Here is a 26,906-nt window from a genome sequence, read left to right as displayed (position 1 = left end):
CGCCTCAGCCGCTCACGATCCTCTCGATTTCCGCATAGGCAGCAGGCGTCGCCGCGATCAGACTGTTGCCCTTGAACAGACCGTCATGGCTGAGAAAGTCGCTCACCTTGGCCCCTGCCCCTTCGCACACGGCAATCGCACCCATCGCATCCCATGATTTGATGAGCGGTTCGAAGAAGCCAACCAGGCGGCCCGCCGCGACATAGCAGAGACCCAGCGCGCCCGAGCCATCGCGGAAGAACATGCCGCCCGATTCGAGCAGCCGCGTGAAGCCGGGCAGAAAATCCTGTGGGCCGCTCTTGGGCGAATAGCCCGCATAGGTCAGACCGTTCTTGACCGAAGTGGCTGACGTGACCCGGATGGGCTTTCCGTTGAGGGTTGAGGCAATGTTGCGGCCACCCGCAAACATCTCGTCCCGTGCCGGCGCATAGACCATCCCGAACTGAATGACGCCGCCCTGCATGAAGCCGATCGAGACGCACCAGCTTGACATTCCGAGAATGAAGGGCTGCGTGCCGTCGATCGGATCGACGACCCAAATTCCCTGCCCGTCCCTGTATGTGGTGGGTGCGGTTTCTTCGCCGAGGAACGCATCCTCGGGATAGGCCTTGGCCAGGCGTTCGCGGATGAGGAGCTCGGTGTTGAGGTCTGCCTCGCTGGCGAGATCCTGCGGGCCCTTGTTCTGGATCGTGAGCTGATCGCGCGCGTTGAAATAGCCGAGTGCCTTCTCGCCCGCCTCGCGCACGAGCGCGAGTCCAAATTCAAATCGTCCGTCGACAGACATATCAATCCTTCCAGAGCCAGGCTGCACCGCGAACACCGCTCGCGTCGCCATGTCTGTTGCGCAAAATAGGTGTGTGGAACACCGTGGAGAAGGTGCGTGCCGCGAGGGCCGGGGGCAGATCTTCATAAAGCTCATCGACATTGGACATGCCGCCGCCCATCACCAGCACATCCGGGTCCAGCGCGTTGACGACGGTGGCGAGCCCCCGCGCCACCCGGTCAACGTAGCGCCGCCAGAGAAGATTGGCGAGGTGATCGCCGCCGCGTTTCAACTCCATGATCTGGGCCGCCTTCAGCTCAACGCCTTTATGCTCCGCATACTGAGCTTCGAAGGCGCGGCCGGAGCACCATGTCTCGATGCAGCCGACCCGGCCGCAGTAGCAGGGCTTGCCGGGAATTTCAGTCATGTCCGGGAAGGGCAGCGGATTGTGGCCCCATTCGCCGCCTGAATTATTGGGCCCATGATGGGCGCGGCCGTTGACAGCAATGCCAGCCCCCACGCCTGAACCCAAAATCACCGCGAAGACGACGTTGTGGCCGGCCCCGGCGCCATCCACCGCTTCGGAGGCCGCGAAACAATCCGCATCATTCTCCACCCGGATATCGCGTTCCAGCGCCTTCTGCAGGTCGGCCTCCACGGGCTTCCCTAGAATCCAGGTGGAACTGGCGCCCTTGCCGAGCCGGGTCTTGGGTTCGAGAGAGCCCGGAATGCCGATGCCAACCTTGCCGCTGCGCGCCGTCTTCTGTTCCAGCGCATCGACCATGGCGCGGATGGCTTTCAGGCAGCCATCATAATCATGGCGCGGCGTCGCCTCGCGCAGCCGGAGCAGCTCGCGCCCGTTCGGCTCCATCGCCACACCTTCGATCTTGGTGCCGCCCCAATCAATTCCGATCAGCATGATCTACGTCTGCAGAAAGTTGAATGAAAAAGCCCCGCCCGGATTGCTCCGGGCGGGGCCGAAGATGCCGCTTAGTGGCTGGCGAGAACGGCCAGCAACAGGAGCGCCACGATGTTGGTGATCTTGATCATCGGGTTCACGGCGGGGCCCGCCGTATCCTTGTAGGGATCGCCGACGGTATCACCGGTAACCGATGCCTTGTGCGCCTCGGAGCCCTTGAAGTGCTTCACGCCCTTCGAGTCTACGAAGCCATCCTCGAAGGACTTCTTCGCATTGTCCCAGGCACCGCCGCCCGCCGTCATCGAGATGGCGACGAAGAGGCCGGTCACGATCACGCCCATCAGCATGGCACCCACGGCAGAGAAAGCCGCGGCCTGGCCCGCAATGGCGTTGATCACGAAGTAGACGACAATCGGCGAAAGCACGGGCAGCAGCGAAGGAATGATCATTTCCTTGATCGCCGCCTTGGTCAGCATGTCCACGGCGCGGCCGTAGTCAGGCTTTTCCGTTCCCAGCATGATGCCGGGCTTCTCCTTGAACTGACGGCGCACTTCGACCACGACCGACTGGGCCGCGCGGCCCACCGCCGTCATCGACATGCCGCCGAAGAGGTAGGGCAGCAGGCCGCCGAACAGCAGGCCCACGACGACCCACGGGCTCGATAGATCGAAGCTCACGGGAACGTCAGCAAAGTAGGTCTTGAGGTCCTGCGTGTAGGCCGCGAAGAGCACCAGCGCACCCAGGCCCGCGGAGCCAATGGCATAGCCCTTGGTCACGGCCTTGGTCGTGTTGCCCACAGCGTCCAGCGCGTCGGTGTTGTGGCGCACTTCCTTGGGAAGGCCCGCCATTTCGGCAATGCCGCCGGCATTGTCCGTCACGGGTCCGAACGCGTCGAGCGCCACGATCATGCCGGCGAGCGCCAGCATGGTGGTGACGGCCACCGCCGTGCCGAACAGGCCTGCCAGCAGATAGGTGACGATGATGCCGGCGATGATGACGAGTGCCGGAAGGGCCGTCGCCTCCATCGAGACCGCGAGGCCCTGGATCACGTTGGTGCCGTGACCGGTGATCGAGGCTTCGGCGATCGAGTTCACCGGGCGCTTGCCGGTGGCCGTGTAGTATTCAGTGATATAGATGATTGCAGCGGTGATGAGCAGGCCCACCACACCGCACCAGAACAGGCTCATCGGGGTGAAGCCGCCCAGGTCGACGGACAGGCCGCCGAACACCAGGTAGATCACCGGCAGAAGCGCCACGAGCGAGAGAACGCCCGTCGCAATCACGCCCTTGTAGAGCGCGCCCATGATGTTGTTGGAAGGTCCGAGCTTGACGAAATAGGTGCCGATGATGGAGGTCACCACGCAGGCGCCGCCGATTGCAAGCGGCAGCACCATGCCGGCGAGCTTGAAGGCTTCGGGAAGTGCGATGGCTGCAAGGACCATGGTGGCAACCGTCGTCACCACATAGGTTTCGAACAGGTCGGCCGCCATGCCGGCACAGTCGCCGACATTGTCGCCCACATTGTCCGCAATCGTGGCGGGGTTCCGGGGATCATCTTCAGGAATGCCCGCTTCGACCTTGCCCACCATGTCGCCACCCACGTCAGCGCCCTTGGTGAAGATGCCGCCGCCCAGACGCGCGAAGATCGAGATCAGCGAGGCGCCGAAGGAGAGCGACACCAGCGCATCGATCACCGTGCGGCTCGTCGCATCAAAGCCCATCGAGTCCTTGAGGAAGCCGAAATAGAGGGTGACGCCGAGAAGCCCCAGCCCCGCGACCAGAAGGCCCGTGACGGCGCCTGCCTTGAAAGCGAGGTCCAGGCCGCCGGCCAGCGACTTGGTGGCCGCCTGGGCGACCCGCACATTGGCGCGCACCGAGACGTTCATGCCGATGAAGCCGGCGAGGCCGGACAGGATGGCGCCGATGGCAAAGCCAATCGCGGACCATTGGCCGAGCAGCAGCCAGGCGATCACGAAGATCACCACCCCGACGATGCCGATGGTCGTGTACTGGCGGTTGAGATAGGCCTGTGCGCCTTCGCGCACGGCAGCGGAAATTTCCTGCATACGGGCCGAGCCGGCGTCCGCGGCCATGAGGCTGCGCGTCGTCACGATGCCGTACACGATGGAGAGCGCGCCTGCGAGCACGATCAGCCAGAGTGCAGTGGTCATGTTAAACCCTTGTGTTCATTTGCGTTTTCCCAGAGCCCCGTTGACGGAATCATCCGTTTTATCCCTGCCCTGAAAGTCGAAAACTTATGCCGCATCAATGCGATATGCGCAATGACAGAAAACTGGCCCGGAAACGTCCGTTGCCGCCCTAAATCCGGCGATTTTGCTTGCTAAAGTCGCAGCGGTGATCGGGACGGAGGCATGATGAAGGTTTGGCTGCTGGGCGTGCTGTGTTTGCTGGCTTTGGCAGCCTTGGGCTTGACCCTCCTTCCACGCGGGCTGGCGGCCGCAAAGCTCCTCACCGGACCCCGCGACCCCGTGGCGGCCGCTGAATACCTGCTCGCCCGCCGCACCGCTGAAGACTATCGCGAAGCCGCCGAAGAGGCGCTGTTTGCCAAAGACGAGGATCTCGCCGCCAGCATCGCGGCCTTGGCCGCGGAGCGTGGTGCGCCCCTCCCCGCCGAACTCACCGCACGGATCACCGCGGCCGAGGACGAAGCATCCGGCCGGATCGGTGCCGATGCCTGGAATGGCTTCCTCTCGGGCAATGCGCCCAATGAGGCAGCCCTTGCAGGTGCCGTCGCTGCGGACCTCACCGGCGTGGGAGATGTGCGCGATCTCTATAATCAGGCCGCGATTTATGTGAGTGGCGGGGAAGTGGACCCCCTGCTGATCGGGCTTGCCACGGTAGGCCTCGGATTGACTGCCGCGACGGTGGCAACAGTGGGGCTGGCCCTGCCCGAGCGGGCGGGGGTCAGCACGCTGAAGGCGGTGAAGCGCGCCGGGCGCCTTTCCCCCGCACTGGCGCGGGAGGCAGGTGCCGTTGCCGCCAGCGCACTCGACGGGGAGGCGATGCGGCTCGTTGGCACGTCCCTTGCCAGGCTCGATGTTGCAGGCGCACGGGCAGCATCGGCACGGCTGGTGAAGCCGGGCGCTGCGGCCACGCTCAAGGGCCTCGGCACGGATGTGGCAACGCTGGGCCAGAATGCCGGCTACCGCACCACGGTGGCGGCCCTCGCTACGGCGAAATCGGCGCAGGAGCTGGGCGTGCTCGCCCGGCTGTCGAACCGCTTCGGCAAGGCAACCCGTGGCGTGATGGTGCTGGGTGGCGCCGCCTTTACCGCCGCGAGCCTTCTCGGCACCGCGACGGCCTGGACGCTGTCGGCTCTGCTCTGGGTGGTGGGCCTTGCATTTGCGGCCGAACGCCTCGGCCGGCGCATCGGCCGCTGGATCTGGCCTGCGCCCCCGCCCCGGCTTCAGCTGGGCTGAACCCCGCGCGAGTAGGGGTGCCGCGCCAGCCAGACGATCATGACGAGTGCCAGAACCACCATGGGGAAAACGGCGTAATTGACGCCCGCCCAGCCGAAGCCCGCCAGCAGCTTTCCGGCACTCAGCGAGGTGATGGCGGTGGTGACGAAAACCAGAAGATCGTTCAGCCCCTGCGCCTTGTTGCGCTCCTCCGGATGATAGGTTTCGGTCAGCATCGTCGTGCCGCCGAGGAAGCCGAAGTTCCAACCCAGGCCCAGCAGGATGAGGCCAACGGCGAAGTTCTCGAAGTGAATACCCAGAATGCCTGAGACCGCCGAGCCGATCAGAAGCGCCATGCCAACGGCTGAGATTTTCTCCGCTCCATAGCGCGCGATGAGACTGCCGGTGAAGAAGCTCGGCACGAACATGGCCAGCGCGTGCCACTGGATGACCCAGCTCGAATCCTTCACCGAGAAGCCGCAGCCCAGCATGGCGACGGGCGTCGCCGTCATCACCAGCACCATGATGCCATAGGCCAGCATGGCGGTGAGAGCCGCCACGATATAGCGCGGCTGCCGGGCGATGACGCTGAGCGGGCGGCCGGATGGCGCATCATGTTTCTGCGTCAGCGGAATGTCGACGCGGGTGAGGATCGCAGCACCTGCGAGCGCCAGCACGGCCATGACGGCCCAGGTGCCCGCGAAGGTGACGGGTGCGAAGAGATCGACGGTTGCCATCACCACCAGCGTACCAACCAGCGCGGCCACGATGCCACCCGTCATCACCCAGGAAATGGCCTTGGGCCGGAACACCGGGCTTGCCGTATCTGCCGCCGCAAAGCGGTAGTAGGACGCCGAGGCCTGGTAGATCCCCAACATCAGGCAGCCGATCAGAAACAGCCCGAAGCTTCTCTGAAAGATCGCATAGGTGCCGAGCAGCGCCCCGGCAGCACCACCGAGCGCACAGAGCACGAATCCTGTCCGGCGGCCAACGCGCCGCATCATCATCGAAATCGGGAAGGTGGTGAGAGCGGTGCCGACGATCATCATCGACATGGGCAAGGTGGCCCAGGACGCGCTGGGGGCAAGCTGCGATCCCACGAGCCCCGCGGTGACGACAACCGCCGTCGTGACTGCGCCATAGAGCGATTGCGCGCTGGCAAGGACGATGGCGTTGCGGCGGGCCTTGACGTCATCAAAGCCGGCGGCGGCAACCGTCACGCGGTGAATTCCTGCGGGCGCTTCTGGCGGGCAAGCTGGTTCAGCACGCCGTTGACGAACCGCGGTTCCTCCATGCCGAAGAAGGCATCCGCCACATCCACATATTCGCTGATGGCAACGCGCGCCGGAACGCGGTCCATGAACATCAGCTCATAGGCACCGGCGCGCAGGATCGCGCGCACGGTGGAATCGAGCCGGTGCAGCGGCCAGGCCTTGTCCAGCAACTGGTCGACGGCAGGGTCAATCGACGTCTGCTCGCGCACCACGCCATCGACCACGTCGCGCAGGTGGCGGTAATCCGCCTCGCCGCATTGGCCGTCCTCGAAATTTTCGCCAGAAACACGGGCCGAGAACTGGGCCAGCGTTTCGCCCACATCCGAGCCTGACAGGTCCATCTGATAAAGCGCCTGAACGGCGCCAAGCCGCGCGGCTGAGCGGCGCTCGCGCGGATACTTATTATTGTCGTTGGCGCTCACGAGCTGGCCTTCACATCAAGGCCCACGGCCTTACGGCCCATGCCGCGCTGAAACCGGATCATGGTGAGGGCCGCTTCCGCCGCACCGCCGCCCTTGTCCATGTCGTCCACCTTGGCCCGGGCCCAGGCTTGGGCCTCGTTCTCGCAGGTCAGAATGCCGTTGCCGATGCACAGGCCTTCGAGGGTGAGTTCCATGATGCCCCGCGCGCTCTCATTTGACACAATGTCATAATGTGTGGTCTCGCCCCGCAGCACGCAGCCCAGCGCAACATAGCCATGGTAGAGGCCGGTTTCATGGGCAATGGCGATGGCACCGGGAAGCTCCAGCGCACCCGGAACGGCAATCCGCTCCCAGCTGGCGCCGGCCCTCTCGATTGCGGCAATGGCGCCGCGGCAGAGTTCGTCACAGAGGTCGCCATAGAAGCGGGCCTCGAGGATCAGGATGTGAGCGCGCGTCTGCTCGGCAGGCGCATGGGTCTTATCGATTTTCATGACGGTTGATACTCGGTGAGGCGCGCCACATAGCGCGCCAGCATGTCGATTTCAATGTTGAGCCGTTGAGCCTCCACCATGGTGCCCCAGGTGGTGACGGCCTGGGTGTGGGGAATGATGTTGACGCCGAAGATATTTCCCTCGACTTCATTGACGGTGAGCGACGTGCCGTCAGCTGCCACGGAGCCCTTGGGCGCGATGAACCGGGCGATCTCATGAGGAACCCGGATGCGGAAGCGCTTGGACTCGCCTTCCGGCGTGATCGAGACGATTTCCCCCAGCCCGTCCACATGCCCCGAGACGATGTGCCCGCCAAGCTCGTCGCCGATCTTCAGCGCACGTTCGAGGTTGATGCGGGTACCTTCGGCCCAGCCTCCCAGCGTGGTCTTGGACAGGGTTTCGGCAGAGGCCTGAATGGCGAACCAGCCGCTCCCCTTCTCGACCACCGTCAGACAGCAGCCGTTGCAGGAGATCGAGGCGCCCAGATCCACGGTGCCGAGGTCATAGGATGTGCCGATCTCAAAGCGCGTGTCGCCCGACTTTCTGACGGCACGCACAGTGCCGATATCGGTGATGATGCCGGTGAACATATTGATCTACTGTTTCCCTGCCGCGCTCGTCCCATGCGGCTGCCGTTAAGTCCTTTCTCCTGTTGCGATGCAATGGGAGAAGGGAAGTCCGTTAGTTTCGCGCTTCATAGACCGTCAGCAGGTCCGCCCCAAGCATTTCCTGCTCCAGCACGTTGAATGGCTGCAATGCCTGATCGAGTGGCAGGCCCGCCAGACCGTCGACCCCCTGCGGCCCGAGCGTGACGGCGGAACGGATGAGGTGAAACTGATCGACAAGGCCCGCCTCAAGGAAGCTTCGCGCCACCCTAGCGCCGCCTTCGACCATGAGGCGGTTGATGCCGCGCCCGCCCAACTCCGCCAGCACCTCCGGCACGCTGCTCCGCAGCACTTCGGCCCCGCGCCGGGCGAGGTGTGAGCCTGGCGGCAGGCTGCCATGGCGGCTGAGCACGAAGGGAACGGGCGAACGCTGCGAAAGGCCGGGAAGACGGCAGGTGAGTTCGGGGTCATCAGCGCGCACCGTGCCCATGCCCACGAGAATCGCATCGCATTGGGCGCGCAGCAGATGCACGCGGGCGCGGGCCTCTGCGCCTGAAATCGCGGTGCGCTGGCCAATTCCGCCTGCGATTTTGCCATCGGCAGAAAAGGCCATCTTCAGAATGACTTCCGGGCGATGCTTCGTGATGCGTGTGAGGAAGCCCGCCATGTCCCGCCTGGCCACCTCCGCGCCGAGCCCGGTTTGGACGGTCACACCGGCCCGCTTCAGAATCGCGTGTCCGCCGCCCGAGACACGCGGGTCCGGATCCTCGATCGCGGTCACGACGCGGGCGATCCCGGCTTGGACGAGAGCCTCGGCGCAGGGTCCGGTTCGTCCGTGATGGGCGCAGGGTTCGAGCGTCACATAGGCCGTGGCGCCGCGTGCGGCCTCTCCCGCCATCCGGAGCGCTTGCGTTTCGGCATGGGGGCGTCCGCCAGGCTGGGTCCAGCCCAGGCCGAGCAGCCTGCCGTCCCTGACGATCACGCAGCCGACATTGGGGTTTTCTGCGGTGGTGCCCAGCGCGCGGCGGCCCAAGCGCAGCGCATAATCCATCCAGCGGGAATCGTCAGTTGTCACCGGTTTCGCCGTTGTCGTCCTCGCCCGAGAGCTCGCCCAAAAGCTCTTCAAAATCCTTGGCTTCGCGGAAGTTCTTATAAACTGACGCGAAGCGGACATAGGCCACGTCATCGAGCATTTTGAGAGCCTCCATGACGAGCTTTCCGACCGTATCCGAACGGATTTCGCTTTCGCCCAGGCTTTCAAGGCGGCGGACGATGCCGGAGACCATGCGCTCCACCCGCTCAGGGTCCACGGGGCGCTTCCTCAGCGCCACCTGGATTGAGCGCATCAGCTTGTCCCGGTCGAAGGGCACGCGACGGCCGGACTTCTTGACCACCATCAGCTCCCGCAGCTGCACCCGCTCGAAGGTGGTGAAGCGGCCCGAACAATCCGGGCAATAGCGCCTGCGGCGGATCGCCGTGCCGTCCTCGGTCGGACGGCTGTCCTTCACCTGGGTTTCTTCGTTGGAGCAAAAGGGACAGCGCAAGGGATGGTGACTCGGGTGATGTGATTCCACCATGTCTTGGGGGACAGGTTGCGGCGGGTCAAGGGGTGCCCCGCCCGTCCTCCCCGTCAACCGCCTGCCGGACCTGCGCCATGCTCTGATCTCCTCATTGGCAAGGACAGCCAGCCGGGCGATGATGCCGGCTTGGTGTACGGCAAGGAGAGACCACATGACCGACCTCAACTGGAAATCCGCGGCGAAGCTGGTCAGGGGTTATGCCAGGAAGAAATTCTCCCCCGTTGAGGTGGTGCAAAGCTGCCTCGCCCAGATCGAGCGCCACGACAAGACGCTGAACGCCATGGTCCATGTGCGGCCGGAGGAGGCGCTGGCTGCGGCCCGCGCAAGTGAAAAACGCTGGATCAGGGGTGAGCCGCAAGGCCCCGTTGACGGCGTTCCCACCCTCATCAAGGACCTGCTTCTGGTGCGCGGCTGGCCCACGCTGCGCGGCTCCCGCACGGTGGACAAGGCTCAGGCCTGGGACCAGGACGCGCCCAGCGTCGCCAGGCTGCGCGAATGCGGTGCGGTGTTCCTCGGCGCCACCACCACGCCTGAATTCGGCTGGAAGGGGGTAACAGACTCGCCCCTGACCGGCATCACCCGCAATCCGTGGGACCCGTCAAAGACGCCGGGCGGCTCATCCGGCGGCTCGTCTGCTGCGGCAGCCGCAGGTTATGCGCCCTTGACACTCGGCACCGATGGCGGCGGATCGATCCGCATTCCGGCGGGCTTCTCCGGCATTTTCGGGCACAAGCCGTCTTTCGGGCGGGTTCCGGCATGGCCGCTCTCGCCCTTCGGCACGGTCGCGCATGTGGGGCCGATGACACGGCGGGTGGAGGATTCCTGCCTGCTGATGAATGTGATCTCCCAGCCCGACGCGCGTGACTGGCATTCACTCCCGTATGACGGGGTGGACTATACCGCGAAGCTCGGCCGCAGCATCAAGGGCCTGCGCATCGCCTTCAGCCCCACGCTCGGTTACGTCGAGGTGGACCCCGAGATCGCGGCACTGGTGAAAAACGCCGTCAAGCTCATGGAAGAGCTCGGCGCCATCGTAACCGAGGTCGACCCCGGCTTCGCCGATCCCGCCCCCTGTTTCCGCACCTTGTGGTGGGCCGGTGCGCGCAACCTGCTGGGAAAGCTGCCGGCGGAGAAGAAGAAGCTCCTCGACCCCGCGCTTGCCGATGTCGTCGAGCAGGCAAAAGCCATCTCCCTCGACGATTACCAGGATGCCGTCCGGGAGCGCGGCGTTCTTGGCAGCCAGATGCGGCAGTTCATGGAAGGCTATGACCTGCTGGTCACGCCAACCTTGCCGATCCCTGCCTTCGAGGCCGGAAAACTCTCACCTTCCGCACCGGACAAGACGGGAAAATGGGTGAACTGGACGCCCTTCAGCTATCCCTTCAACCTGACCCAGCAGCCGGCCGCGAGCGTGCCTTGCGGATTTACGTCCACGGGCCTGCCCGCAGGCCTGCACCTGGTCGGCCGCATGTATGACGACCGCAGCGTGCTGAACGCAGCCTATGCCTATGAACAGGCGGCAGACTGGCACAAGGCCCGCCCGCCGGGGTTCTGATCAGGCGGCGTGTTGGTGCTGGAGACGGGTAATCTCGTCCTTGATCTTGAGTTTCTTGCGCTTGAGTTCGGCGATTTCCGCGTCGGTTGACGCAGGATGGTTTATGGCCTCAGCGAGCGCGGCCTCGAGGGCCCTGTGCTTCGCGTTCAATTCGCTCAAATGCGCTTGAAGACTCATGCGATCCTCCATTGTTGGTGATGGATTAAGACGGATGATGACATAGACTTGGGGGCTTGTCGAACGCTTGCAAAGGGCCGTAGTGAAGAATTGGCAAAAACAAATTCGTGAACAACGGACTGCGGGGACGGAATGCCGAAGCTGGATCTGATACAGGAGGTGCAATTGCGGTCGCAGTTGCAGAACCTCATCCACCAGCATCGTGACCTCGACACCGCTATCACCTCCCTCGAACTCACAGGAACGGGCGATCAGCTGCAGCTGAGGCGGCTGAAGAAGATGAAGCTGGACATCAAGGATAAGATCCAGTCCATCGAGAACATGCTCATCCCAGACATCATCGCCTGACCCTTAGGACATATCGTGACTGCCACGCCCCCCGTCGCCATCATCATGGGAAGCCAGTCAGACTGGGCCACCATGAAACACGCCGCCGAAACGCTGGACCGGCTCGGCATCGCCCATGATGACCGGATCGTCTCCGCCCACCGCACGCCGCAGCGCCTTTATGACTTCGCCCACAAGGCCCGGGAGGCCGGCTTCAAGGTGATCATCGCGGGGGCCGGAGGTGCCGCACATCTTCCCGGCATGGCCGCATCCATGACCAGCCTTCCCGTGTTTGGTGTGCCGGTTGAATCGAAGGCCCTCTCTGGCCAGGATTCGCTTCTCTCCATCGTCCAGATGCCGGCGGGCATCCCCGTGGGCACGCTGGCGATCGGCAAGGCAGGCGCCATCAATGCAGCCCTTCTCGCGGCCAGCGTCCTCTCCCTCGCAGACACGGCACTCGCCGCCAGGCTGGACCAGTTCCGGGCCGAGCAGACGGCCGCCGTGGCCGAACGCCCGAAGGACGAGGCATGAAGCGGATCGACACGGCGCTTGCCCCCGGCTCCCGCATCGGCATTCTGGGCGGCGGCCAGCTTGCCCGCATGCTGTCCCTTGCGGCGGCCAGGCTGGGCCTCGACTGTCATATCTATGCGCCGGAGGCGGACAGCCCGGCCTTCGCCGTCTCCGCCGCCCGGACGGTTGCGCCCTATGATGACTTCGCAGCGCTTGAAGCCTTCGCGCGTGAGGTCGATGTCGTCACCTATGAGTTCGAGAATGTGCCCGGCGAAACCGCGGCCTTCCTCGATGCCCTGGTGCCGGTTGCCCCCGGTGTTCACGCCCTCAAGACGGCGCAGGACCGGATTGCCGAGAAAACCTTCATCGCCGGCCTCGGCATCCCTGTTGCACCCTTCGCGGAGGTGGCAGACGAAGCCACGCTGGACCAGGCCCTGGCCCGCATCGGCCGCCCCGCCGTGCTGAAAACCCGCCGCTTCGGCTATGATGGCAAGGGCCAGACCAAAATTCATGCAGAAACCTCATCTGCTGCAGCTTTCAGCGACATCAGCCGCCAACCGGCGATTCTCGAAGGTTTCGTCAGCTTCGAAAAGGAAATCTCGGTCATCGCCGCCCGCAGCTGGTCGGGCGAAGTGGCGGTCTACGACGTGCCCGAGAACCACCATGAGAATCACATCCTTAAGACCTCGACCATTCCGGCGCGCATTTCCGCGGCCGTGGCGGACACCGCCCGCAGCTTCGGCAGCCGCATCATTGCGGCCCTGGACTATGTGGGCGTGATCGGGGTGGAGATGTTCGTGGCGGGCGAGACGGTGATCGTCAACGAAATCGCGCCCCGCGTTCACAACTCCGGCCACTGGACCATGGATGCCTGCGCGGTGTCCCAGTTCGAGCAGCATATCCGGGCGGTTTGCGGCTGGCCGCTGGGCGCGCCCGAGCGCTATGCCGATGTGGTCATGACCAATCTTCTCGGCGATGATATCAACCGCTGGCAGGCGCTTGCGGCTGAACCCCGGCTGCACCTCCATCTTTATGGGAAGCGCCAGGCACGTCCGGGCCGGAAAATGGGCCATTTCAACCGGGTGACCCCTCGACAGCCCTAAAAGACTATGCTAACTCGCCCGCCACGATTGAGGCCCGGTAAACGGCCTGACGCCCATTCTAACCTGTTTCAGAGGTAGCTCTTGCAAGTCGTAGTCCGTGACAACAACGTCGATCAGGCCCTGAAAGCCCTCAAGAAGAAGATGCAGCGCGAAGGTATCTTCCGCGAGATGAAGCTGCGCGGCCACTATGAGAAGCCTTCGGAAAAGAAGGCTCGCGAGAAGGCTGAGGCCGTCCGCCGCGCCCGCAAGCTGCAGCGCAAGAAGCTGCAGCGCGAAGGCCTGCTGCCGATGCCGAAGAAGGTTGAGCTCCCCGGCCGCGGCCCCCGCCCGCAATAAGCCGTCAGTTCGTTCCCGATTTTGAAAGGCCGCCTCCCCCGGAGCGCGGCCTTTCTGCTTTAGGCCGGCATTTCCCTGCCCTTCTCAATTAAGGCAGACGCCGCAATTGCCCCAAACTTGTCACAACCCACCACAAACTGGTTGCATGTCCGTCCCACGGTTGGACAGTTCTTCCCCTAGATAAGGTCACATGACAGGGCGGCCCCCCGGAAAGGGGACCCGCCAGGACCTCGAAGGGAAACAGGATGACCCGCTACGCTCTGATCGTTTTGGCCGCCATGGGTGCCGTGGCCTCGGCTGCAGCCTTCCAGCAGGCGCCGGCCGGAACGGTGGCAGAGCCAGGCCTTCTCGCCGCGAACCAGACGGTCGTTGCCAAGAACAGCCCGTTCCCGGTGATTGGTCCTCTCGTCGTCGAGCAATGCAAGGTCGAGGATTGCTCCGATACTGAGTAAGCTAAATTATTTAACCGAGAGCCCCGGACCGGCTTGAAGTTTCAAATTCGTGTTCCAATATGTATCTCATCCCCAGGCAGTACTTCCCCCCCATCCCCTGCAAACACTGCCTGCACCTGAACCCCGGCACTCAGTGCCGGGGTTCTTTTCTTCTCCCCCCGAATGCGCCTGAAACAATTGTTTCAGAAAAAATCAGACCTGTGATGTGGATTACAGTCCCGCTCCCCGCCCCGGCTTACAAAGGGATCATGAAGAGAGCAGCCGGCCTGACCGGCGCCCACGGGAGACGACAAGATGAAGCGCACAACACTCTACCTGCTGATCGCCCTGGCCTCCACCGCGAGCGCCCTGGCCGCCGTATCGCCGAAGGAACGCACCGCATTCGAACCCGCCACGGCACACGAAACCGTGATCGAAAAGAACCAGGCCTATCCGCTGGTCGGCCCCTTGACCGTCGAGGAATGCCTGAACAGCGATTGCTCCGTAACCCGGAGCTGACGATTTCCCTGGGTGGCCACTTCCCCCCCATCCCCTGCAAACGGCCGCCCACACCTTGGGCGCCCCGGGACCAAAAACCCCGGGGCCCCATTTTCCTTCAAACGAAACTTTTCTCCGTCGACTGACGTTCTCCTTATCGGAGTTGAAACAATGAAAACCCTGACCACATCGATGATCCTCAGCGTGATGTTCCTCTCGGCCGGCGCCTTCGCCGGAAACCGTGATGCAGCGCACATTCAGGCCGCCCCCGCCGCTGCCACGGCGAAGATCGAGAACGTCACGGTCGTCAACAAGAACGGCGTGTGGCCGCTCGCCGGCCAAATCTCGGTTGAGCCCTGCAGCCGCACCCGCTGCATCGAGATCTGACGTCAATTCCTTGCGCCCTATTCCCTGCGCCCCATTCCTTGCGCCCATGAAACGGTGACCGCCATGCGCTGCATTCTCTCCGCCCTGTTCCTGATCGCCCTCGTTCCCGCAGCCTCCGCTTCCGAAGTGCGGAACTTCTTCGCCCCCCAGATCGCTGGCGCCCGCATTGACGCCTGCCTCACCGGCGGCGCCTGCGGCAAGCCCGCGGCGGATGCCTTCTGCAAGGCTGAAGGCTATGACCGCGCGATGATCTTCCAGCGTGAACGCGCCGAGGAAGCTCGCACTATCGATTCCGGCAAGCTCTGCTCGGGCGATTGCACCAGCTTCAAGCAGGTGAAGTGCTACACCACCAAGAGCGACCTCCAGGGCCAGCAGGCGGCTCTGTAAGGAGCACCCCTTCCCTTCTCCCCTCACCCCGCGACGGGAGAAGGTCCCCAATGGAGGGATGAGGGCCTCTGGCACTCAAATGGCGGTGGCTGACGGCAACCCAAATCCGGTCCCTCCCCGCCGTTCCGGCAGCGCTATCCACACCCAGCCAATAAGGCTTGGAATCCCGGCAGCGATTGTGTAGGGAACCTCAAATCGGGTTTCCCTCACATGCCAAAGCGTACTGACATCAAATCCATCCTCATCATCGGGGCTGGACCCATCATCATCGGCCAAGCCTGCGAATTCGACTATTCCGGCACCCAGGCCTGCAAGGCGCTCAAGGCCGAGGGTTATCGAATCATCCTCGTCAACTCCAATCCCGCCACCATCATGACGGATCCGGATTTGGCGGATGCCACCTATATCGAGCCGATCACGCCGGAAGTCGTCGCCCGCATTATCGAGAAGGAGCGCCCCGATGCGCTGCTGCCCACCATGGGCGGCCAGACCGCGCTGAACACCGCGCTCTCGCTCAATAAAATGGGCGTTCTCGAGAAATACAATGTGGAGCTGATCGGCGCCAAGGCGGAGGCGATCGACAAGGCCGAAGACCGTGAGCTGTTCCGCGAGGCGATGAAGAAGATCGGCCTCGACACGCCCAAATCCATGCTCGCCAACGCCTCCGATGCCAAGGATGCGGACAAGGATTTCTACGCCGCTGAATTGGCGAGGCTCGCCGCGGAAAAGGGTGACGTCGAAGCCTTCGAGAAAAGCTGGGCTGCGGCGGAGCCGGAGCGCCTGCGCAAATACCGCAACCGCGCCATGGTCGAAGCCTTCGAAGCCATGCTGGAAGTGGGCTTGCCCTGCATCATCCGCCCGTCCTTCACCCTGGGCGGCACCGGTGGCGGCATTGCCTATAACCGCGAGGAATTCCTCGATATCGTCGAGAAGGGCCTGGATGCCTCCCCCACTGCCGAAGTGCTGATCGAGGAATCGGTGCTGGGCTGGAAGGAGTATGAGATGGAAGTGGTCCGCGACCATGCGGATAACTGCATCATCATCTGCTCCATCGAGAATGTGGACCCGATGGGCGTCCACACGGGTGACTCGATCACCGTTGCCCCGGCGCTGACGCTGACCGACAAGGAATACCAGATCATGCGCAACGCCTCGATTGCGGTGCTGCGCGAGATTGGCATCGAAACCGGCGGCTCGAATGTTCAGTTTGGCGTCAACCCGGAAGATGGGCGCTTGGTCGTCATCGAAATGAACCCGCGCGTCTCGCGCTCCTCGGCCTTGGCGTCCAAGGCCACGGGCTTTCCCATCGCCAAGGTCGCCGCCAAGCTGGCTGTGGGCTATACGCTCGATGAGCTCGCCAATGACATCACCGGTGGCGCAACACCTGCCGCCTTCGAGCCCACGATTGATTATGTGGTCACCAAGATCCCGCGCTTTGCCTTCGAGAAATTCCCAGGGGCCTCCAACAATCTGACCACCGCCATGAAATCGGTGGGTGAGGTGATGGCGATCGGCCGCTCCTTCCAGGAATCGATGCAGAAGGCGCTACGCGGCCTCGAAACGGGGCTGACCGGCTTCAACGAAGTCGAAATCCCCGGTGCAGGCGAAGGCGATGACAAGAACGCGATCCGCGCCGCGCTGGGAACGCCCACGCCGGACCGGCTGCTGAAAATCGCCCAGGCTTTCCGCATGGGGGCGACCGTCGACCAGATTTATGCCTCCTGCAAATATGAGCCGTGGTTCCTCCGCCAGATCGAAGAGATCGTGCAGGTGGAGGAGAAGATCCGCGAGCGCGGCCTGCCGAAGGACGCGGTCAACCTGACGAAGCTCAAATCCATGGGCTTTTCGGACCAGCGCCTGGGCGAGCTGGTGCGTCTTCCGGAAGACAAGGTGCGCAGCTACCGCCACAAGCTGAAGGTGCGCCCCGTCTATAAGCGGATTGACACCTGTGCAGCGGAATTCGCCTCCCCCACCGCTTACATGTATTCGACCTATGATGCCGAAGATGAGGCGAAGCCCTCTGACCGTCAGAAAATCATCATCCTCGGCGGCGGGCCCAACCGCATCGGCCAGGGGATCGAGTTCGATTATTGCTGCTGCCATGCCTGCTTTGCCCTCCATGATGCAGGCTATGAATCGATCATGGTCAACTGCAACCCGGAAACCGTCTCGACCGATTATGACACCTCGGACCGGCTCTATTTCGAGCCGCTGACGGCTGAGGACGTGCTGGAAATCATCCACACCGAGCAATCCAATGGCACGCTCAAAGGCGTCATCGTGCAGTTCGGCGGGCAGACGCCGCTGAAGCTGGCAGGAGCTCTCGAAAAGGCCGGCGTTCCCATCCTCGGCACCACGCCCGATGCCATCGACCTGGCGGAGGACCGTGACCGGTTCTCGAAGCTCCTCAAGAAGCTGAAGCTGCGCCAGCCGGAAAACGGCATGGCCTATTCCGGTGCCGAGGCCAAGAAGATCGCCAAGAAGATCGGCTTTCCCGTGGTCATCCGACCGTCCTATGTGCTGGGCGGCCGCGCCATGGAAATCGTCAAGGACGATGCCCAGCTTGAGCGTTACATCACCGAGGCCGTGGTCGTCTCAGGCTCTTCGCCGGTGCTGATTGACAGCTATCTCTCCAACGCCATTGAAGTCGATGTCGATGCCATTTGTGATGGCAAGGACGTGTTCATCGCGGGCGTCATGGAGCACATTGAAGAGGCGGGCATCCACTCGGGCGACTCTGCCTGCTCGCTGCCGCCCTATTCGCTGAAAGCCCCCGTCATTGCGGAGATGGAACGCCAGGCCAAGGTGATGGCCCTGGCCTTGAATGTCGTGGGCCTGATGAATGTCCAGTTCGCCATCAAGGATGGCGAAGTCTATGTGCTGGAAGTGAACCCGCGCGCCTCGCGCACCGTGCCCTTCGTCGCCAAGGTGATTGGCCTGCCGGTCGCCAAGATCGCCGCCCGGGTGATGGCGGGCGAGAGCTTGGCCAGCTTCAACTTGAAGCAAAAGAAGCTCACGCATGTGGCTGTAAAGGAAGCTGTTTTCCCCTTCAACCGCTTCCCCGGCGTGGACGTGCTGCTGGGGCCTGAGATGCGCTCCACCGGTGAGGTCATGGGCCTCGACATGAGCTATGACATGGCCTTCGCCAAAGCCCAATTGGGTGCCGGCATGCGCATGCCGCAGGCCGGAACCGTGTTCATCTCGGTCAAGGATGCCGACAAGGCCAAGATCGTTCCCGCCATGAAGAAGCTCGTTGAGATGGGCTTCAAGCTGGTGGCGACTGGCGGCACCCAGCGCTATTTCGAGGACAAGGGCATTCCCTCCACCAAGATCAACAAGGTGCTGGAAGGCCGCCCGCATGTGGTGGATGCGATCAAGAATGGCGATATTCAGCTGGTGCTGAACACCACCGAAACCCGCGCGTCACAATCTGACTCGAAACCCATCCGCCAGACGGCGCTGATGCAGAAGGTGCCCTATTACACCACACTCCCCGGCATCCTTGCGGTGACGAAGGCCATTGCCGCTCAGAAGGAAGGCCGCCTGGACGTGAAGCCGCTGCAGGATTATTTCTGAGCAGCGGCTTGGATCAGCCCGATCCACCGTTCGAGCCTGGCGCGGTTCACGCCAAAGTCGCTCTTGCCCAGTTGCGAGCGTGAATAGAGCAGCACGGCGGAGCCGCCACCGGACGCCGGCATCACCTGCACACTGATGGTATCCGGAAACCGCATGAGCTTGCTCCGCTGCACATAACGCAGTGTACCGGCCGCAGCATCCCCCGCCACCTGTTCGAGCCCCGGCTCCCCGGCAAGTGCCTGCTGCACCGCCAGGAACACGTCGGCCTGCGGCTTCGCAATGACGGGTGCTGGAATATCGATCTTGGCCTCACAATATTCCGGCAGGCAGGCCAGCGCATCATTGGGCTGGTCCCGCCGGACGAGGGTCGCAAACTCAACGTCACCAAGATCGGCCGGACCAAACCGCTCCCACAGCCGCTCCGGCCCCACGGCCAGCACCACGGCCACGGCAAGAACGATCAAGCCCAAAATGGTTATAATCAGGGTTCGCCTCCGGTTTGGCATGGGCCCATGCTACGGCATCGCCTGAAGAGATGGTATCGGTTTCGCCGCCCGCCCCAATTTTCCGGTGCGGCCGCCCTTGACGTTACGATAGATTTCCCCCTCCTCTTGAAATTTGGTGCGAGTTGCGCCATCTTGTCGGTTCGCCCGGCGTGATACGGATTTCCCGTGTCGCCGGGTGTCGTTTTTCCCAGACACGGATGGACATTCACCTCCGGCCCGCCCGGGGGATGAAGAAACTGGACAAGATTGGACGAAACCGATGGACAAAGTTCCAATGACCGCCGAAGGCCACGCCGCAATGATGGATGAGGTGAAGCACCTCAAGTCGGTGGAGCGCCCGCGCATCATCAAGGCCATCGAAGAGGCCCGCTCCCACGGCGACCTGTCGGAAAATGCCGAATACCATGCCGCCAAGGAGCAGCAAGGCTGGACCGAGGCCCGCGTCGCGGAGCTTGAGGACAAGCTGTCCCGCGCTGAAATCATCGACATCACCAAGCTCTCGGGCGACGTCGTCAAATTCGGCGCCAAGGTGACGCTGATCGACGAGGAAACAGACGAGAAGACCTCATATCAGATCGTCGGCGAGTTCGAGGCTGACGTGAAGAAGGGCAAGATCTCCGTCTCCTCCCCCATCGCCCGCGCCATCATCGGCAAGAAGAAGGGCGACTCGGTCGAGGTCAACACGCCGGGCGGCGGCAAGTCCTACGAGATCAACAAGGTCGTCTGGCGCTGAGGCTCAATTCGCCGGCGCCAGCACCTTTTCCACCGCGGCGGTAATCTTCGGCCCCATGGGCTTGGCGGGTGTTGAGAACCAGTTGACGAACTGGCCATCGGGCCCGATCAGATATTTGTGGAAATTCCACTTCGGCCGGCCCAGAACGCCCGCCTGTTCGCCCGCCCATTTGTAGAACGGGTGCGCCTTGTCGCCCTTCACAACGGTCTTGTCCGCTAGCGGGAAAGTGACGCCGTAATTGATCTTGCAAAAGGTCGCGATCTCGCTGGACGTTCCCGGCTCCTGGCTGCCGAAGTCATTGGAGGGAACGCCGATGATGATGAGGCCCTTGCCCTTATAGGCCTGCCAAAGCTTTTCGAGATCCTCATACTGCGGCGTGTACCCGCATTCGGATGCCGTGTTGACCACGAGAAGCGGGTGCCCCTTGAACTGGGAAAGCGGCATCGGCTTCCCATCGATGCCGGTCAGGGTAAAGTCATAGGCAGTGGTCCCGGCCATGGCAGACACGCTCGCAAAAAATGAAAACAGAATGATGATCAAGAGTCTCATGATCATCAAACGCGCGCGCGTAAAGCGTGGATCATGCCCGGGAACGCATCCGCCGCCCAGATCAGCGCAAATTCACCTTTGCCACATGCTCACGCGCATCATCCTTGGGGTCATGCCCGAACAGCATCTTGAGCCCGGCAAAGAGCCCGCTCTCATTTTCCCAGATTTCGGCCCGGTCGGCGTCAAAGCGCAGCAGGGCGAGCTCCGGATCGTCCTTGCCGCCCTCATACCAGGCCGCAACATAGGGATTCCACAACTCGTCGATCACGTCATGGTCATTGTCGAGGCTGAGCTGCCCATGCACGCTGGCGAACAGGTCATGATCCTTGGACGCGAAGGTGCCGATGGCCCTGCTGCCGGTGTGCAGGTTCTGCACCAGCGTATTGTCACGCGCGGTGAAGAACCAGATGGGACCCTCGGATCCGCGCAACTGCGCCGTCATCGGCCGCGTGTGGCTCTCCTCAACGCCAACGAGACCCAGCATCATGGTCATGTCGGATTTGAGCGCCATCCAGAATTTTCCTTCGAGCTCCTTGGTCTTGTCGGCCATCGCGTGCAATTCTCCTCTGTGAGCGAGGAGAAACGCCGGGGCTCACCTGCGGTTCCGCTGGATGAGATGGCGCGCCCCATAGAGCGCCAGCCCCGCAACCAACCCCCAGAAGGCCGAGCCCACCCCCAGAATGCTGAGCCCGCTCGCCGTCACAAGGAAGGTGACGAGCGCGCTCTCGATGTCGCGCGGCTCTTTCATCATCGCGGTGATGCCGCCCATCAGGGGTGAAAACAGCGCGAGCCCGGCAATCGCCGTCACCAGATCCTTGGGCATCGCACCGAGCACCTGAACGAAGCTTGCCGCCATCAACCCGATCAGCCCATAGAGCACCAGATAGGGCCAGGCGACGAGCCAGCGCTTCTTCGGATCCGGATGGCAATCAGGCCCGGTGACGATGGATGCGGTGATCGCCGCCATGTTGATGGCATGGCTGCCAAACGGCGCCAGAAGTGTGGAGGCAGCACCCGTTACCAGCAGTGCCGGCTGCACCGGCGGCTGATAGCCGCTCGCCCGCAGAACCGCGAAACCCGGCAGGTTCTGGGACGCCATGGTGACCAGGAACAGCGGCACGCCGATCGACAGCATGGTCTGCCAGTCGAAGGCCGGCGTCGTCCACTCCAGCGTGGTGATGCCGAAACTGCAGCAATCCCCCGCATAGCTGCCACTGAACCCCGCAATGGCAACCCCCGCCACCACGACGACTGGCACCGCGAAAAGCGGATAAGACAGGCGCAACGCAAAGAACACCACGATCAGCGGCAGCACGGCCCAGGGCAGCGCCATAGCCGCCCCCGGAACGCCCAGCGTATAACGCAGCAGCACACCCGCCAGCATGGCGGCCGCCACCGGGGCCGGGATCTTTTCAATCGCCTTTTCGAGCGGCTTGATGAGGCCCGCGACCGCCATCAGCACGCCCGCGGTCACAAAGGCTCCCAGCGCATTCTGATAGGAGATGCCGGAGCCCGAAGTCGCGATCAGCACGGCACCCGGCGTCGACCAGGCAGTGATCATCGGCATCTTGTAGCGCCAGGAGAGAAAGAGCGAGGTGATTGCCATGCCGAAGCACAGTGCCGCGGCCCAGGAGGCCTGCTGGCTGGGGGAGGCGCCCACATTCCGCGCCGCCTCCATGATGACGAGAATGGTTGAGGCGAAACCCACGACGACGGCCGTCACGGTGGAGGAGATCAGGCTGAACCAGCCGGACCGGGCAGAATGCAGAGAGGCGTCAGTCACGGGATCGGAACTCCAGGCTCATATTTCGCCACACCCAGCAGCAGCGTCGTCTTGACGTGCTCGACATTGGGTGCAGCCGTGAGATCGCGGATGATGAAGTCCTGCAGCGCCGTCAAGTCCTGCGCCACGCATTTGAGCAAAAAGTCCGCTTCGCCCGAAATCGCATAGGCCTCCCGCACCAGCGTCCAACCTTCGATCCGCGCGGTGAAGGCCTTCAATTCGGCATCGGCCTGGCTCTTGAGACCCACGAAGGCGAAAATCGTCACGTGAAAGCCCAGCGCTGCCGCATCGAGCAGCGCGCGATAGCGGCGGATGACCCCTGCCCGCTCCAGCGCCTGCACCCGCCGGAGGCAGGGAGGTGGCGAAAGGCCAATCCTGCTGGCCAGCTCCACATTGGTCAGCCGCCCATGCTGCTGCAATTCCCGCAGGATCTTCCAATCGATGGGATCGAGAATGGCGGCAGAGGGCATGGAAAATCCTTAGCAACTCTGCCCCCGCCTTGCGAGACCCGGCAGCGGCCGGATCCCACCCGCCAATTCTGCAGGGCTGAACCAGACGGTTGCCCGCTATGCAGGCTTGCAGGGGCCACCGCGCTCCCCGCTCAACCTCCGGAAGCAAAGGGAAAAAGCCGCCCTGCCACCACCGTGATTGATTTTATAGCGCCAGTTGTTCACAACACCTTGTAGTGGGCTTGCCGTTGCGCCCAAATAAGCTATGTTATTTTCTCATAGCAACTGGAGTCCACCATGTCCGCCCGCCACGCCCGGGTTCTGATCCTCGGATCGGGCCCCGCAGGCTTTACCGCCGCGATCTATGCCGCACGCGCCATGCTGAAGCCGATCCTTGTGGAGGGCATCCAGCCAGGCGGCCAGCTGACCATCACCACCGATGTCGAGAATTATCCCGGCTTCGCGGACGTGATTCAGGGCCCGTGGCTGATGGAGCAAATGCGCGCCCAGGCGGAGCATGTGGGAACTGAGATCGTTTCAGACACGATCACGGATGTGAAGCTCACGGCAAAGCCCATTTGGCTCAAAGGTGACTCTGGCCAGGAATACACCTGCGATGCGTTGATCATCTGCACCGGCGCCCAGGCGAAATGGCTGGACCTTCCCTCCGAACAGCATTTCCGCGGTTTCGGCGTGTCGGCCTGCGCAACCTGTGACGGCTTCTTCTACCGCAACAAGCGCGTCGTCGTGGTGGGCGGCGGCAACACGGCCGTGGAAGAGGCGCTGTTCCTCACCAATTTCGCGAGCGAAGTGATCGTGGTTCACCGCCGCCAGGAATTCAAGGCAGAGCGCATTCTCCAGAACCGCCTCTTCGCCCACCCGAAGATCAAGGTGATGTGGGATACGACACTGGCCGATGTTCTGGGTACGGACAATCCGCGCGGCGTCACCCATGCGTGCCTCAAGAATGTGAAGACGGGCGCCACGGAAGATCTCGAGGTCGACGGCATCTTCATCGCCATCGGCCACAAGCCCGCAACCGAACTGTTCGAAGGCCAGTTGCCCTTCAAGCAGGGCGGCTACCTGATCACGGAGCCGCGCTCCACTCAAACGGCCATCCACGGCGTCTATGCCGCGGGCGACGTAACCGATGACGTGTACCGCCAGGCCGTCACCGCTGCCGGCATGGGCTGCATGGCAGCACTTGAGGCCGAACGCTGGCTCCACACCCAAACAGAGATGCAACATGCCGCTGAATAGTGTGATGGACTGGGACAAGCTGCGCATCTTTCATGCCGTGGCCGATGCGGGCAGCTTCACCCACGCGGGCCATGAGCTGGGCCTGTCGCAATCAGCGGTGAGCCGCCAGATCAGCGCGCTGGAAGATGCGCTGAATGTGCCCCTCTTCCACCGCCATGCGCGCGGCCTGATCCTCACCGAGCAGGGCGAGATGCTCTATCGCACGGCGCATGAGGTGTTCACCAAGCTCACCGCCGCGCAAACCCGGCTGATGGATTCGAAGGAGAAGCCCTCAGGCGAACTCCGCATCACCACCACCGTGGGGCTGGGCAGTGTCTGGCTCACGCCGCGCCTCAAGGAATTCTCCGAAATCTATCCGGACATTGCCGTCACCCTGTTGCTGGATGATCGTGAACTCGATCTCTCCATGCGCGAAGCAGATGTGGCAGTCAGGCTCCGCCGCCCGACCCAGCCAGATCTCATCCAGCGCAAGCTGTTCACCGTGCACCACCATCTTTATGCCTCGGCGGAATATCTGAAGAAGCATGGGATCCCCAAGTCGCTCGAGGATCTGGACAAGCACAAGATCCTCACCTTCGGCCAGGCGCCCAACTACTTGACGCCAGTGAACTGGCTCGAATATGTCGGCCGCCCCGAAGGCGAGCCGCGCCCCGTGGCGCTCCGCGTCAACAACGCCTATGGCCTCCGCCGCGCCGTCCAGGCCGGCATGGGCATCGCCTCGCTTGCGGATTATATCGTGCCGGAAGATTCCGGCCTGGTGCAGATTGACGTCCCCGTGGAGACGCCGGAGTTCGACACTTACTTCGTCTACCCGGAAGAACTGAAAGACACCAAGCGCGTGACGGTGTTCCGGGATTTCCTGGTGGCCAAGGCCAAGGAATGGAGCTTCTGACAGGGGCTGTCCTCGCCCCACTGCCGCTCCTTCCCCACTCCTTACCGCCGTCACCCCGGCCAACTAACTTCCCGTCACCCCGGCGAAGGCCGGGGTCCCGCTTTACTTACCAAGCTCACGGATCCAGAGCGGAATCCCGGCCACCTAACTTCCCGTCACCCCGGCGAAGGCCGGGGTCCCGCTTAACTTACCAAGCACGCAGATCCAAAGCGGGATCCCGGCCTCCGCCGGGATGACGACCCTCAGGGAATAGCGCCGCCGCCGTAGACGGACCTCAGGCGCCCCCAACTCCACTGCCGTCACCCCGGCGAAGGCCGGGGTCCCGCTTTACTTACCAAGCGCACGGATCCAAAGCGGGATCCCGGCCTCCGCCGGGATGACGACCCTCAGGGTTTGACGCCGCCGCCGTAGACGGACCTCAGGCGCTCCCAACTCCACTGCCGTCACCCCGGCGAAGGCCGGGGTCCCGCTCTACTTACCAAGCTCACGGATCCAAAGCGGGATCCCGGCCTCCGCCGGGATGACGACCCTCAGGGAATAGCGCCTCCGCCGTAGACGGACCTCAGGCGCCCCCCAACTCCACTGCCGTCACCCCGGCAAAGGCCGGGGTCCCGCTTAACTTACCAAGCTCGTGGATCCAAAGCGGGATTCCGGCCTCCGCCGGGATGACGACCCTCAGGGAATAACGCCTCCGCCGGCGCGTACCCTTCACTCCAAAACATCATGACCATGCGGCATGGCTCCCATGTATCAGCAATCCTTGCTGATCACAGTTCGCAGGATCATGGTCTGCGGGCCGCGTTTCCGGCGCGGAATTTGCCGGTCCCGTTTGTCTCCCCTTGCGGACTGGCTGACGGCTCCCCGCCCCTTTCCCCTGAGGGGGGCGTGCGGGACCACCTCCTCGGAGTTGAGGGGGAACGGGCAACTTCAAGGCCAGTCCTTTCGACTGGCCTTTTTCTTTACATGAACAGCTTCTCGGAACCCAAATCCTTGTAAAGCCCCGCCACCTGCTCAGCATAGCCATTGTAGAGAAGCGTGGGAACGCGCTCGCCCGAGCCCAACTCCTGCTCCGTTGCCTGGCTCCAGCGCGGGTGTGGCACCTCCGGGTTCACATTGGCCCAGAACCCGTATTCGGCAGGTCCAAGCGTTTCCCAGAAACTCACCGGGCGTTCCGCGGTAAAGCTCACCCGCACGATTCCCTTGATCGACTTGAAACCATACTTCCACGGCAGATGCAGCCTCAGGGGTGCGCCCATGCTGTTGGGAAGCGGCTTGCCATAGGCTCCCGTCACCAGAAGCGGCATTTCGTTTGCAGCCTCTGCCAGCGTGATCCCTTCCACATAGGGCCAAGGGTAACTGGTGAAGAACCCATCCGTCTGGCCGGGCGCCACATCGGGCTTGTTGAATGTTTCGAAGCGCAAGAACTTGGCGTTGGAATTGGGCCTTGCCAGTTCCACCAGGCTTTTGACCGGAAAGCCCGTCCACGGCACCACCATAGACCACGCCTCCACACAGCGGTGGCGGTAGATCCGCTCTTCGAGCGTCACCTTCGCCAGCAGATCATCGATGCCGATTGTCAGGGGCTTCTCCACCTCACCGTCGATCACGATGGCCCACGGCCTGATTGGCAGTTTCTCGGCCGCCTCGGCAATGCGCTTCGAAGATCCGAACTCGTAATAATTGTTGAAAGTGGTCGTGTACTCAGCCCCGGTCACCGGCCTGCCGGCATCGGCGAAGGCCGGGTTGGGCTTGGCAGGGTAGAGCTTGGCGGAAGGATCTTCCGCCGCCCAGGCCGGCCTGACGGCAGAGAAGGCAACGGCACCCGCCGCAGCTCCCATGAAGCTGCGCCTGTTGAGGAACATGTGCTCCGGCGTAACCCGTGCCTCCGGGATCTCCCAGCTTCGATTGCGCCTGATCAGCATCTTCTTCGTCTCCGTTGATTGCGTGTAGACTAGGCTTTCCACATAACGGAGG

30 protein-coding genes are annotated in these 26,906 nt (G+C 63.0%); 14 read left to right on the top strand and 16 right to left on the bottom strand.

Annotated elements, in window-relative coordinates; all coding sequences use genetic code 11:
- Window positions 1-4: 4 nt before the first annotated feature.
- The 3 genes from ACO06F_RS19005 to ACO06F_RS18995 all read right to left on the bottom strand — a co-directional run bounded on the left by ACO06F_RS19005 (window position 5) and on the right by ACO06F_RS18995 (window position 3,853).
- Entirely contained in the window at window positions 5-784 is a 780-nt protein-coding gene (locus ACO06F_RS19005) for an inositol monophosphatase family protein (RefSeq protein WP_421694297.1), read from the bottom strand.
- Between the two features lies 1 nt (window position 785).
- Window positions 786-1,682, bottom strand: coding sequence for an ROK family protein (locus ACO06F_RS19000; protein ID WP_421694296.1), 897 nt, complete (start codon window positions 1,680-1,682; stop codon window positions 786-788).
- 71 nt (window positions 1,683-1,753) lie between these two features.
- On the bottom strand, window positions 1,754-3,853 hold the full coding sequence (locus ACO06F_RS18995) for a sodium-translocating pyrophosphatase (protein WP_421694295.1): 2,100 nt from the start codon (window positions 3,851-3,853) through the stop codon (window positions 1,754-1,756).
- A gap of 201 nt (window positions 3,854-4,054) precedes the next feature.
- Here ACO06F_RS18995 and ACO06F_RS18990 point away from each other — a divergent pair, with 201 nt between their 5' ends.
- On the top strand, window positions 4,055-5,122 hold the full coding sequence (locus ACO06F_RS18990) for a hypothetical protein (RefSeq protein WP_421694294.1): 1,068 nt from the start codon (window positions 4,055-4,057) through the stop codon (window positions 5,120-5,122).
- On the opposite strand, the gene ACO06F_RS18985 is transcribed toward ACO06F_RS18990, so the two are convergent.
- The 6 genes from ACO06F_RS18985 to nrdR form a co-directional block, all read right to left on the bottom strand.
- Window positions 5,110-6,321: an MFS transporter gene (locus ACO06F_RS18985; RefSeq protein WP_421694293.1), complete on the bottom strand. Its 1,212-nt coding sequence runs from the start codon at window positions 6,319-6,321 to the stop codon at window positions 5,110-5,112. The two genes, ACO06F_RS18990 and ACO06F_RS18985, sit on opposite strands and share 13 nt — an antisense overlap.
- Window positions 6,318-6,797, bottom strand: a complete 480-nt coding sequence (gene nusB, locus ACO06F_RS18980; protein WP_421694292.1) for a transcription antitermination factor NusB — start codon at window positions 6,795-6,797, stop codon at window positions 6,318-6,320. Before nusB ends, ACO06F_RS18985 begins: the two co-directional genes overlap by 4 nt.
- Window positions 6,794-7,288 (bottom strand): 6,7-dimethyl-8-ribityllumazine synthase, encoded by a 495-nt coding sequence (gene ribH, locus ACO06F_RS18975; RefSeq protein WP_421694291.1) that lies wholly within the window; start codon window positions 7,286-7,288, stop codon window positions 6,794-6,796. Before ribH ends, nusB begins: the two co-directional genes overlap by 4 nt.
- The gene (locus tag ACO06F_RS18970; protein WP_421694290.1) at window positions 7,285-7,878 is read right to left on the bottom strand and encodes a riboflavin synthase; all 594 of its coding nucleotides are present in this window, start codon (window positions 7,876-7,878) and stop codon (window positions 7,285-7,287) included. Before ACO06F_RS18970 ends, ribH begins: the two co-directional genes overlap by 4 nt.
- A 91-nt stretch (window positions 7,879-7,969) precedes the next feature.
- Entirely contained in the window at window positions 7,970-8,944 is a 975-nt protein-coding gene (gene ribD / locus ACO06F_RS18965) for a bifunctional diaminohydroxyphosphoribosylaminopyrimidine deaminase/5-amino-6-(5-phosphoribosylamino)uracil reductase RibD (RefSeq protein WP_421696723.1), read from the bottom strand.
- A gap of 13 nt (window positions 8,945-8,957) precedes the next feature.
- Entirely contained in the window at window positions 8,958-9,437 is a 480-nt protein-coding gene (gene nrdR, locus ACO06F_RS18960) for a transcriptional regulator NrdR (protein ID WP_421694289.1), read from the bottom strand.
- A 187-nt stretch (window positions 9,438-9,624) separates the two neighbouring features.
- Between nrdR and ACO06F_RS18955 the strand changes: the two genes are divergently transcribed.
- Window positions 9,625-11,028, top strand: coding sequence for an amidase (locus tag ACO06F_RS18955; RefSeq protein ID WP_421694288.1), 1,404 nt, complete (start codon window positions 9,625-9,627; stop codon window positions 11,026-11,028).
- On the opposite strand, the gene ACO06F_RS18950 is transcribed toward ACO06F_RS18955, so the two are convergent.
- Window positions 11,029-11,205: a YdcH family protein gene (locus ACO06F_RS18950; protein ID WP_421694287.1), complete on the bottom strand. Its 177-nt coding sequence runs from the start codon at window positions 11,203-11,205 to the stop codon at window positions 11,029-11,031.
- A gap of 132 nt (window positions 11,206-11,337) precedes the next feature.
- Here ACO06F_RS18950 and ACO06F_RS18945 point away from each other — a divergent pair, with 132 nt between their 5' ends.
- The 9 genes from ACO06F_RS18945 (at window position 11,338) to carB (ending at window position 18,760) form a co-directional block, all read left to right on the top strand.
- Window positions 11,338-11,553, top strand: a complete 216-nt coding sequence (locus ACO06F_RS18945) for a YdcH family protein (protein ID WP_421694286.1) — start codon at window positions 11,338-11,340, stop codon at window positions 11,551-11,553.
- Window positions 11,554-11,598: 45 nt separating this feature from the next.
- Window positions 11,599-12,063, top strand: a complete 465-nt coding sequence (gene purE, locus ACO06F_RS18940; protein ID WP_421696722.1) for a 5-(carboxyamino)imidazole ribonucleotide mutase — start codon at window positions 11,599-11,601, stop codon at window positions 12,061-12,063.
- Window positions 12,060-13,145 (top strand): 5-(carboxyamino)imidazole ribonucleotide synthase, encoded by a 1,086-nt coding sequence (locus tag ACO06F_RS18935; protein ID WP_421694285.1) that lies wholly within the window; start codon window positions 12,060-12,062, stop codon window positions 13,143-13,145. Before purE ends, ACO06F_RS18935 begins: the two co-directional genes overlap by 4 nt.
- Window positions 13,146-13,226: 81 nt before the next feature.
- Window positions 13,227-13,481: a 30S ribosomal protein S21 gene (rpsU, locus tag ACO06F_RS18930; RefSeq protein ID WP_421694284.1), complete on the top strand. Its 255-nt coding sequence runs from the start codon at window positions 13,227-13,229 to the stop codon at window positions 13,479-13,481.
- A gap of 245 nt (window positions 13,482-13,726) precedes the next feature.
- The gene (locus ACO06F_RS18925) at window positions 13,727-13,933 is read left to right on the top strand and encodes a hypothetical protein (RefSeq protein ID WP_421694283.1); all 207 of its coding nucleotides are present in this window, start codon (window positions 13,727-13,729) and stop codon (window positions 13,931-13,933) included.
- 294 nt (window positions 13,934-14,227) lie between these two features.
- Window positions 14,228-14,431: a hypothetical protein gene (locus ACO06F_RS18920; protein WP_421694282.1), complete on the top strand. Its 204-nt coding sequence runs from the start codon at window positions 14,228-14,230 to the stop codon at window positions 14,429-14,431.
- A 150-nt stretch (window positions 14,432-14,581) separates the two neighbouring features.
- Complete coding sequence (locus ACO06F_RS18915; RefSeq protein ID WP_421694281.1) at window positions 14,582-14,797, top strand: hypothetical protein; 216 nt, start codon at window positions 14,582-14,584, stop codon at window positions 14,795-14,797.
- A 63-nt stretch (window positions 14,798-14,860) separates the two neighbouring features.
- Window positions 14,861-15,184: a hypothetical protein gene (locus ACO06F_RS18910; RefSeq protein WP_421694280.1), complete on the top strand. Its 324-nt coding sequence runs from the start codon at window positions 14,861-14,863 to the stop codon at window positions 15,182-15,184.
- 210 nt (window positions 15,185-15,394) lie between these two features.
- The gene (gene carB / locus ACO06F_RS18905; RefSeq protein ID WP_421694279.1) at window positions 15,395-18,760 is read left to right on the top strand and encodes a carbamoyl-phosphate synthase large subunit; all 3,366 of its coding nucleotides are present in this window, start codon (window positions 15,395-15,397) and stop codon (window positions 18,758-18,760) included.
- Here the strand turns inward: carB and ACO06F_RS18900 are convergent.
- On the bottom strand, window positions 18,751-19,224 hold the full coding sequence (locus ACO06F_RS18900) for a DUF1499 domain-containing protein (RefSeq protein WP_421694278.1): 474 nt from the start codon (window positions 19,222-19,224) through the stop codon (window positions 18,751-18,753). The genes carB and ACO06F_RS18900 overlap by 10 nt on opposite strands.
- Window positions 19,225-19,525: 301 nt before the next feature.
- Here ACO06F_RS18900 and greA point away from each other — a divergent pair, with 301 nt between their 5' ends.
- Window positions 19,526-19,999, top strand: coding sequence for a transcription elongation factor GreA (gene greA / locus ACO06F_RS18895; protein WP_421694277.1), 474 nt, complete (start codon window positions 19,526-19,528; stop codon window positions 19,997-19,999).
- A 3-nt stretch (window positions 20,000-20,002) separates the two neighbouring features.
- Here the strand turns inward: greA and ACO06F_RS18890 are convergent, their stop codons facing one another.
- From ACO06F_RS18890 to ACO06F_RS18875, 4 genes are all read right to left on the bottom strand, one after another.
- The gene (locus ACO06F_RS18890) at window positions 20,003-20,497 is read right to left on the bottom strand and encodes a glutathione peroxidase (protein ID WP_421694276.1); all 495 of its coding nucleotides are present in this window, start codon (window positions 20,495-20,497) and stop codon (window positions 20,003-20,005) included.
- 112 nt (window positions 20,498-20,609) lie between these two features.
- Window positions 20,610-21,098 (bottom strand): pyridoxamine 5'-phosphate oxidase family protein, encoded by a 489-nt coding sequence (locus ACO06F_RS18885; RefSeq protein ID WP_421694275.1) that lies wholly within the window; start codon window positions 21,096-21,098, stop codon window positions 20,610-20,612.
- A 42-nt stretch (window positions 21,099-21,140) separates the two neighbouring features.
- The gene (locus ACO06F_RS18880) at window positions 21,141-22,331 is read right to left on the bottom strand and encodes a benzoate/H(+) symporter BenE family transporter (protein ID WP_421694274.1); all 1,191 of its coding nucleotides are present in this window, start codon (window positions 22,329-22,331) and stop codon (window positions 21,141-21,143) included.
- On the bottom strand, window positions 22,328-22,801 hold the full coding sequence (locus ACO06F_RS18875) for an Lrp/AsnC family transcriptional regulator (RefSeq protein ID WP_421694273.1): 474 nt from the start codon (window positions 22,799-22,801) through the stop codon (window positions 22,328-22,330). The genes ACO06F_RS18880 and ACO06F_RS18875 overlap by 4 nt, the downstream gene beginning before the upstream one ends.
- Before the next feature lie 276 nt (window positions 22,802-23,077).
- Between ACO06F_RS18875 and trxB the strand changes: the two genes are divergently transcribed.
- Together trxB and ACO06F_RS18865 are read left to right on the top strand one after the other, a co-directional pair.
- Window positions 23,078-24,040, top strand: a complete 963-nt coding sequence (gene trxB, locus ACO06F_RS18870) for a thioredoxin-disulfide reductase (protein WP_421694272.1) — start codon at window positions 23,078-23,080, stop codon at window positions 24,038-24,040.
- Window positions 24,027-24,932: a LysR family transcriptional regulator gene (locus ACO06F_RS18865; protein ID WP_421694271.1), complete on the top strand. Its 906-nt coding sequence runs from the start codon at window positions 24,027-24,029 to the stop codon at window positions 24,930-24,932. The genes trxB and ACO06F_RS18865 overlap by 14 nt, the downstream gene beginning before the upstream one ends.
- A gap of 959 nt (window positions 24,933-25,891) precedes the next feature.
- Here ACO06F_RS18865 and msrP read toward each other — a convergent pair.
- On the bottom strand, window positions 25,892-26,854 hold the full coding sequence (gene msrP / locus ACO06F_RS18860) for a protein-methionine-sulfoxide reductase catalytic subunit MsrP (RefSeq protein ID WP_421694270.1): 963 nt from the start codon (window positions 26,852-26,854) through the stop codon (window positions 25,892-25,894).
- Window positions 26,855-26,906: the final 52 nt, after the last annotated feature.

It is taken from the genome of Aestuariivirga sp. (genome assembly GCF_965227715.1).
Classification (GTDB): Bacteria; Pseudomonadota; Alphaproteobacteria; order Rhizobiales; family Aestuariivirgaceae; genus Aestuariivirga.
Note: the sequence above shows the minus strand (reverse complement) of the source record. Positions and strands in the feature narration are given on the sequence as shown.

Bases quoted from the DNA above. Each gene is read 5' to 3' on its own strand.
- carB (WP_421694279.1), top strand. From the start codon at position 15,395: ATGCCAAAGCGTACTGACATCAAATCCATCCTCATCATCGGGGCTGGA.
- ACO06F_RS18875 (WP_421694273.1), bottom strand. From the start codon at position 22,801: ATGCCCTCTGCCGCCATTCTCGATCCCATCGATTGGAAGATCCTGCGG.
- ACO06F_RS18920 (WP_421694282.1), top strand. From the start codon at position 14,228: ATGAAGCGCACAACACTCTACCTGCTGATCGCCCTGGCCTCCACCGCG.
- trxB (WP_421694272.1), top strand. From the start codon at position 23,078: ATGTCCGCCCGCCACGCCCGGGTTCTGATCCTCGGATCGGGCCCCGCA.
- greA (WP_421694277.1), top strand. From the start codon at position 19,526: ATGGACAAAGTTCCAATGACCGCCGAAGGCCACGCCGCAATGATGGAT.
- ACO06F_RS19005 (WP_421694297.1), bottom strand. From the start codon at position 784: ATGTCTGTCGACGGACGATTTGAATTTGGACTCGCGCTCGTGCGCGAG.
- ACO06F_RS18910 (WP_421694280.1), top strand. From the start codon at position 14,861: ATGCGCTGCATTCTCTCCGCCCTGTTCCTGATCGCCCTCGTTCCCGCA.
- ACO06F_RS18945 (WP_421694286.1), top strand. From the start codon at position 11,338: ATGCCGAAGCTGGATCTGATACAGGAGGTGCAATTGCGGTCGCAGTTG.
- msrP (WP_421694270.1), bottom strand. From the start codon at position 26,854: ATGCTGATCAGGCGCAATCGAAGCTGGGAGATCCCGGAGGCACGGGTT.
- ACO06F_RS19000 (WP_421694296.1), bottom strand. From the start codon at position 1,682: ATGCTGATCGGAATTGATTGGGGCGGCACCAAGATCGAAGGTGTGGCG.
- ribD (WP_421696723.1), bottom strand. From the start codon at position 8,944: ATGGATTATGCGCTGCGCTTGGGCCGCCGCGCGCTGGGCACCACCGCA.
- ACO06F_RS18925 (WP_421694283.1), top strand. From the start codon at position 13,727: ATGACCCGCTACGCTCTGATCGTTTTGGCCGCCATGGGTGCCGTGGCC.
- ACO06F_RS18990 (WP_421694294.1), top strand. From the start codon at position 4,055: ATGATGAAGGTTTGGCTGCTGGGCGTGCTGTGTTTGCTGGCTTTGGCA.
- ACO06F_RS18935 (WP_421694285.1), top strand. From the start codon at position 12,060: ATGAAGCGGATCGACACGGCGCTTGCCCCCGGCTCCCGCATCGGCATT.
- ACO06F_RS18970 (WP_421694290.1), bottom strand. From the start codon at position 7,878: ATGTTCACCGGCATCATCACCGATATCGGCACTGTGCGTGCCGTCAGA.
- ACO06F_RS18915 (WP_421694281.1), top strand. From the start codon at position 14,582: ATGAAAACCCTGACCACATCGATGATCCTCAGCGTGATGTTCCTCTCG.
- ACO06F_RS18890 (WP_421694276.1), bottom strand. From the start codon at position 20,497: ATGGCCGGGACCACTGCCTATGACTTTACCCTGACCGGCATCGATGGG.
- purE (WP_421696722.1), top strand. From the start codon at position 11,599: ATGGGAAGCCAGTCAGACTGGGCCACCATGAAACACGCCGCCGAAACG.
- ACO06F_RS18995 (WP_421694295.1), bottom strand. From the start codon at position 3,853: ATGACCACTGCACTCTGGCTGATCGTGCTCGCAGGCGCGCTCTCCATC.
- ACO06F_RS18885 (WP_421694275.1), bottom strand. From the start codon at position 21,098: ATGGCCGACAAGACCAAGGAGCTCGAAGGAAAATTCTGGATGGCGCTC.
- ACO06F_RS18865 (WP_421694271.1), top strand. From the start codon at position 24,027: ATGCCGCTGAATAGTGTGATGGACTGGGACAAGCTGCGCATCTTTCAT.
- ACO06F_RS18950 (WP_421694287.1), bottom strand. From the start codon at position 11,205: ATGAGTCTTCAAGCGCATTTGAGCGAATTGAACGCGAAGCACAGGGCC.
- ribH (WP_421694291.1), bottom strand. From the start codon at position 7,288: ATGAAAATCGATAAGACCCATGCGCCTGCCGAGCAGACGCGCGCTCAC.
- ACO06F_RS18955 (WP_421694288.1), top strand. From the start codon at position 9,625: ATGACCGACCTCAACTGGAAATCCGCGGCGAAGCTGGTCAGGGGTTAT.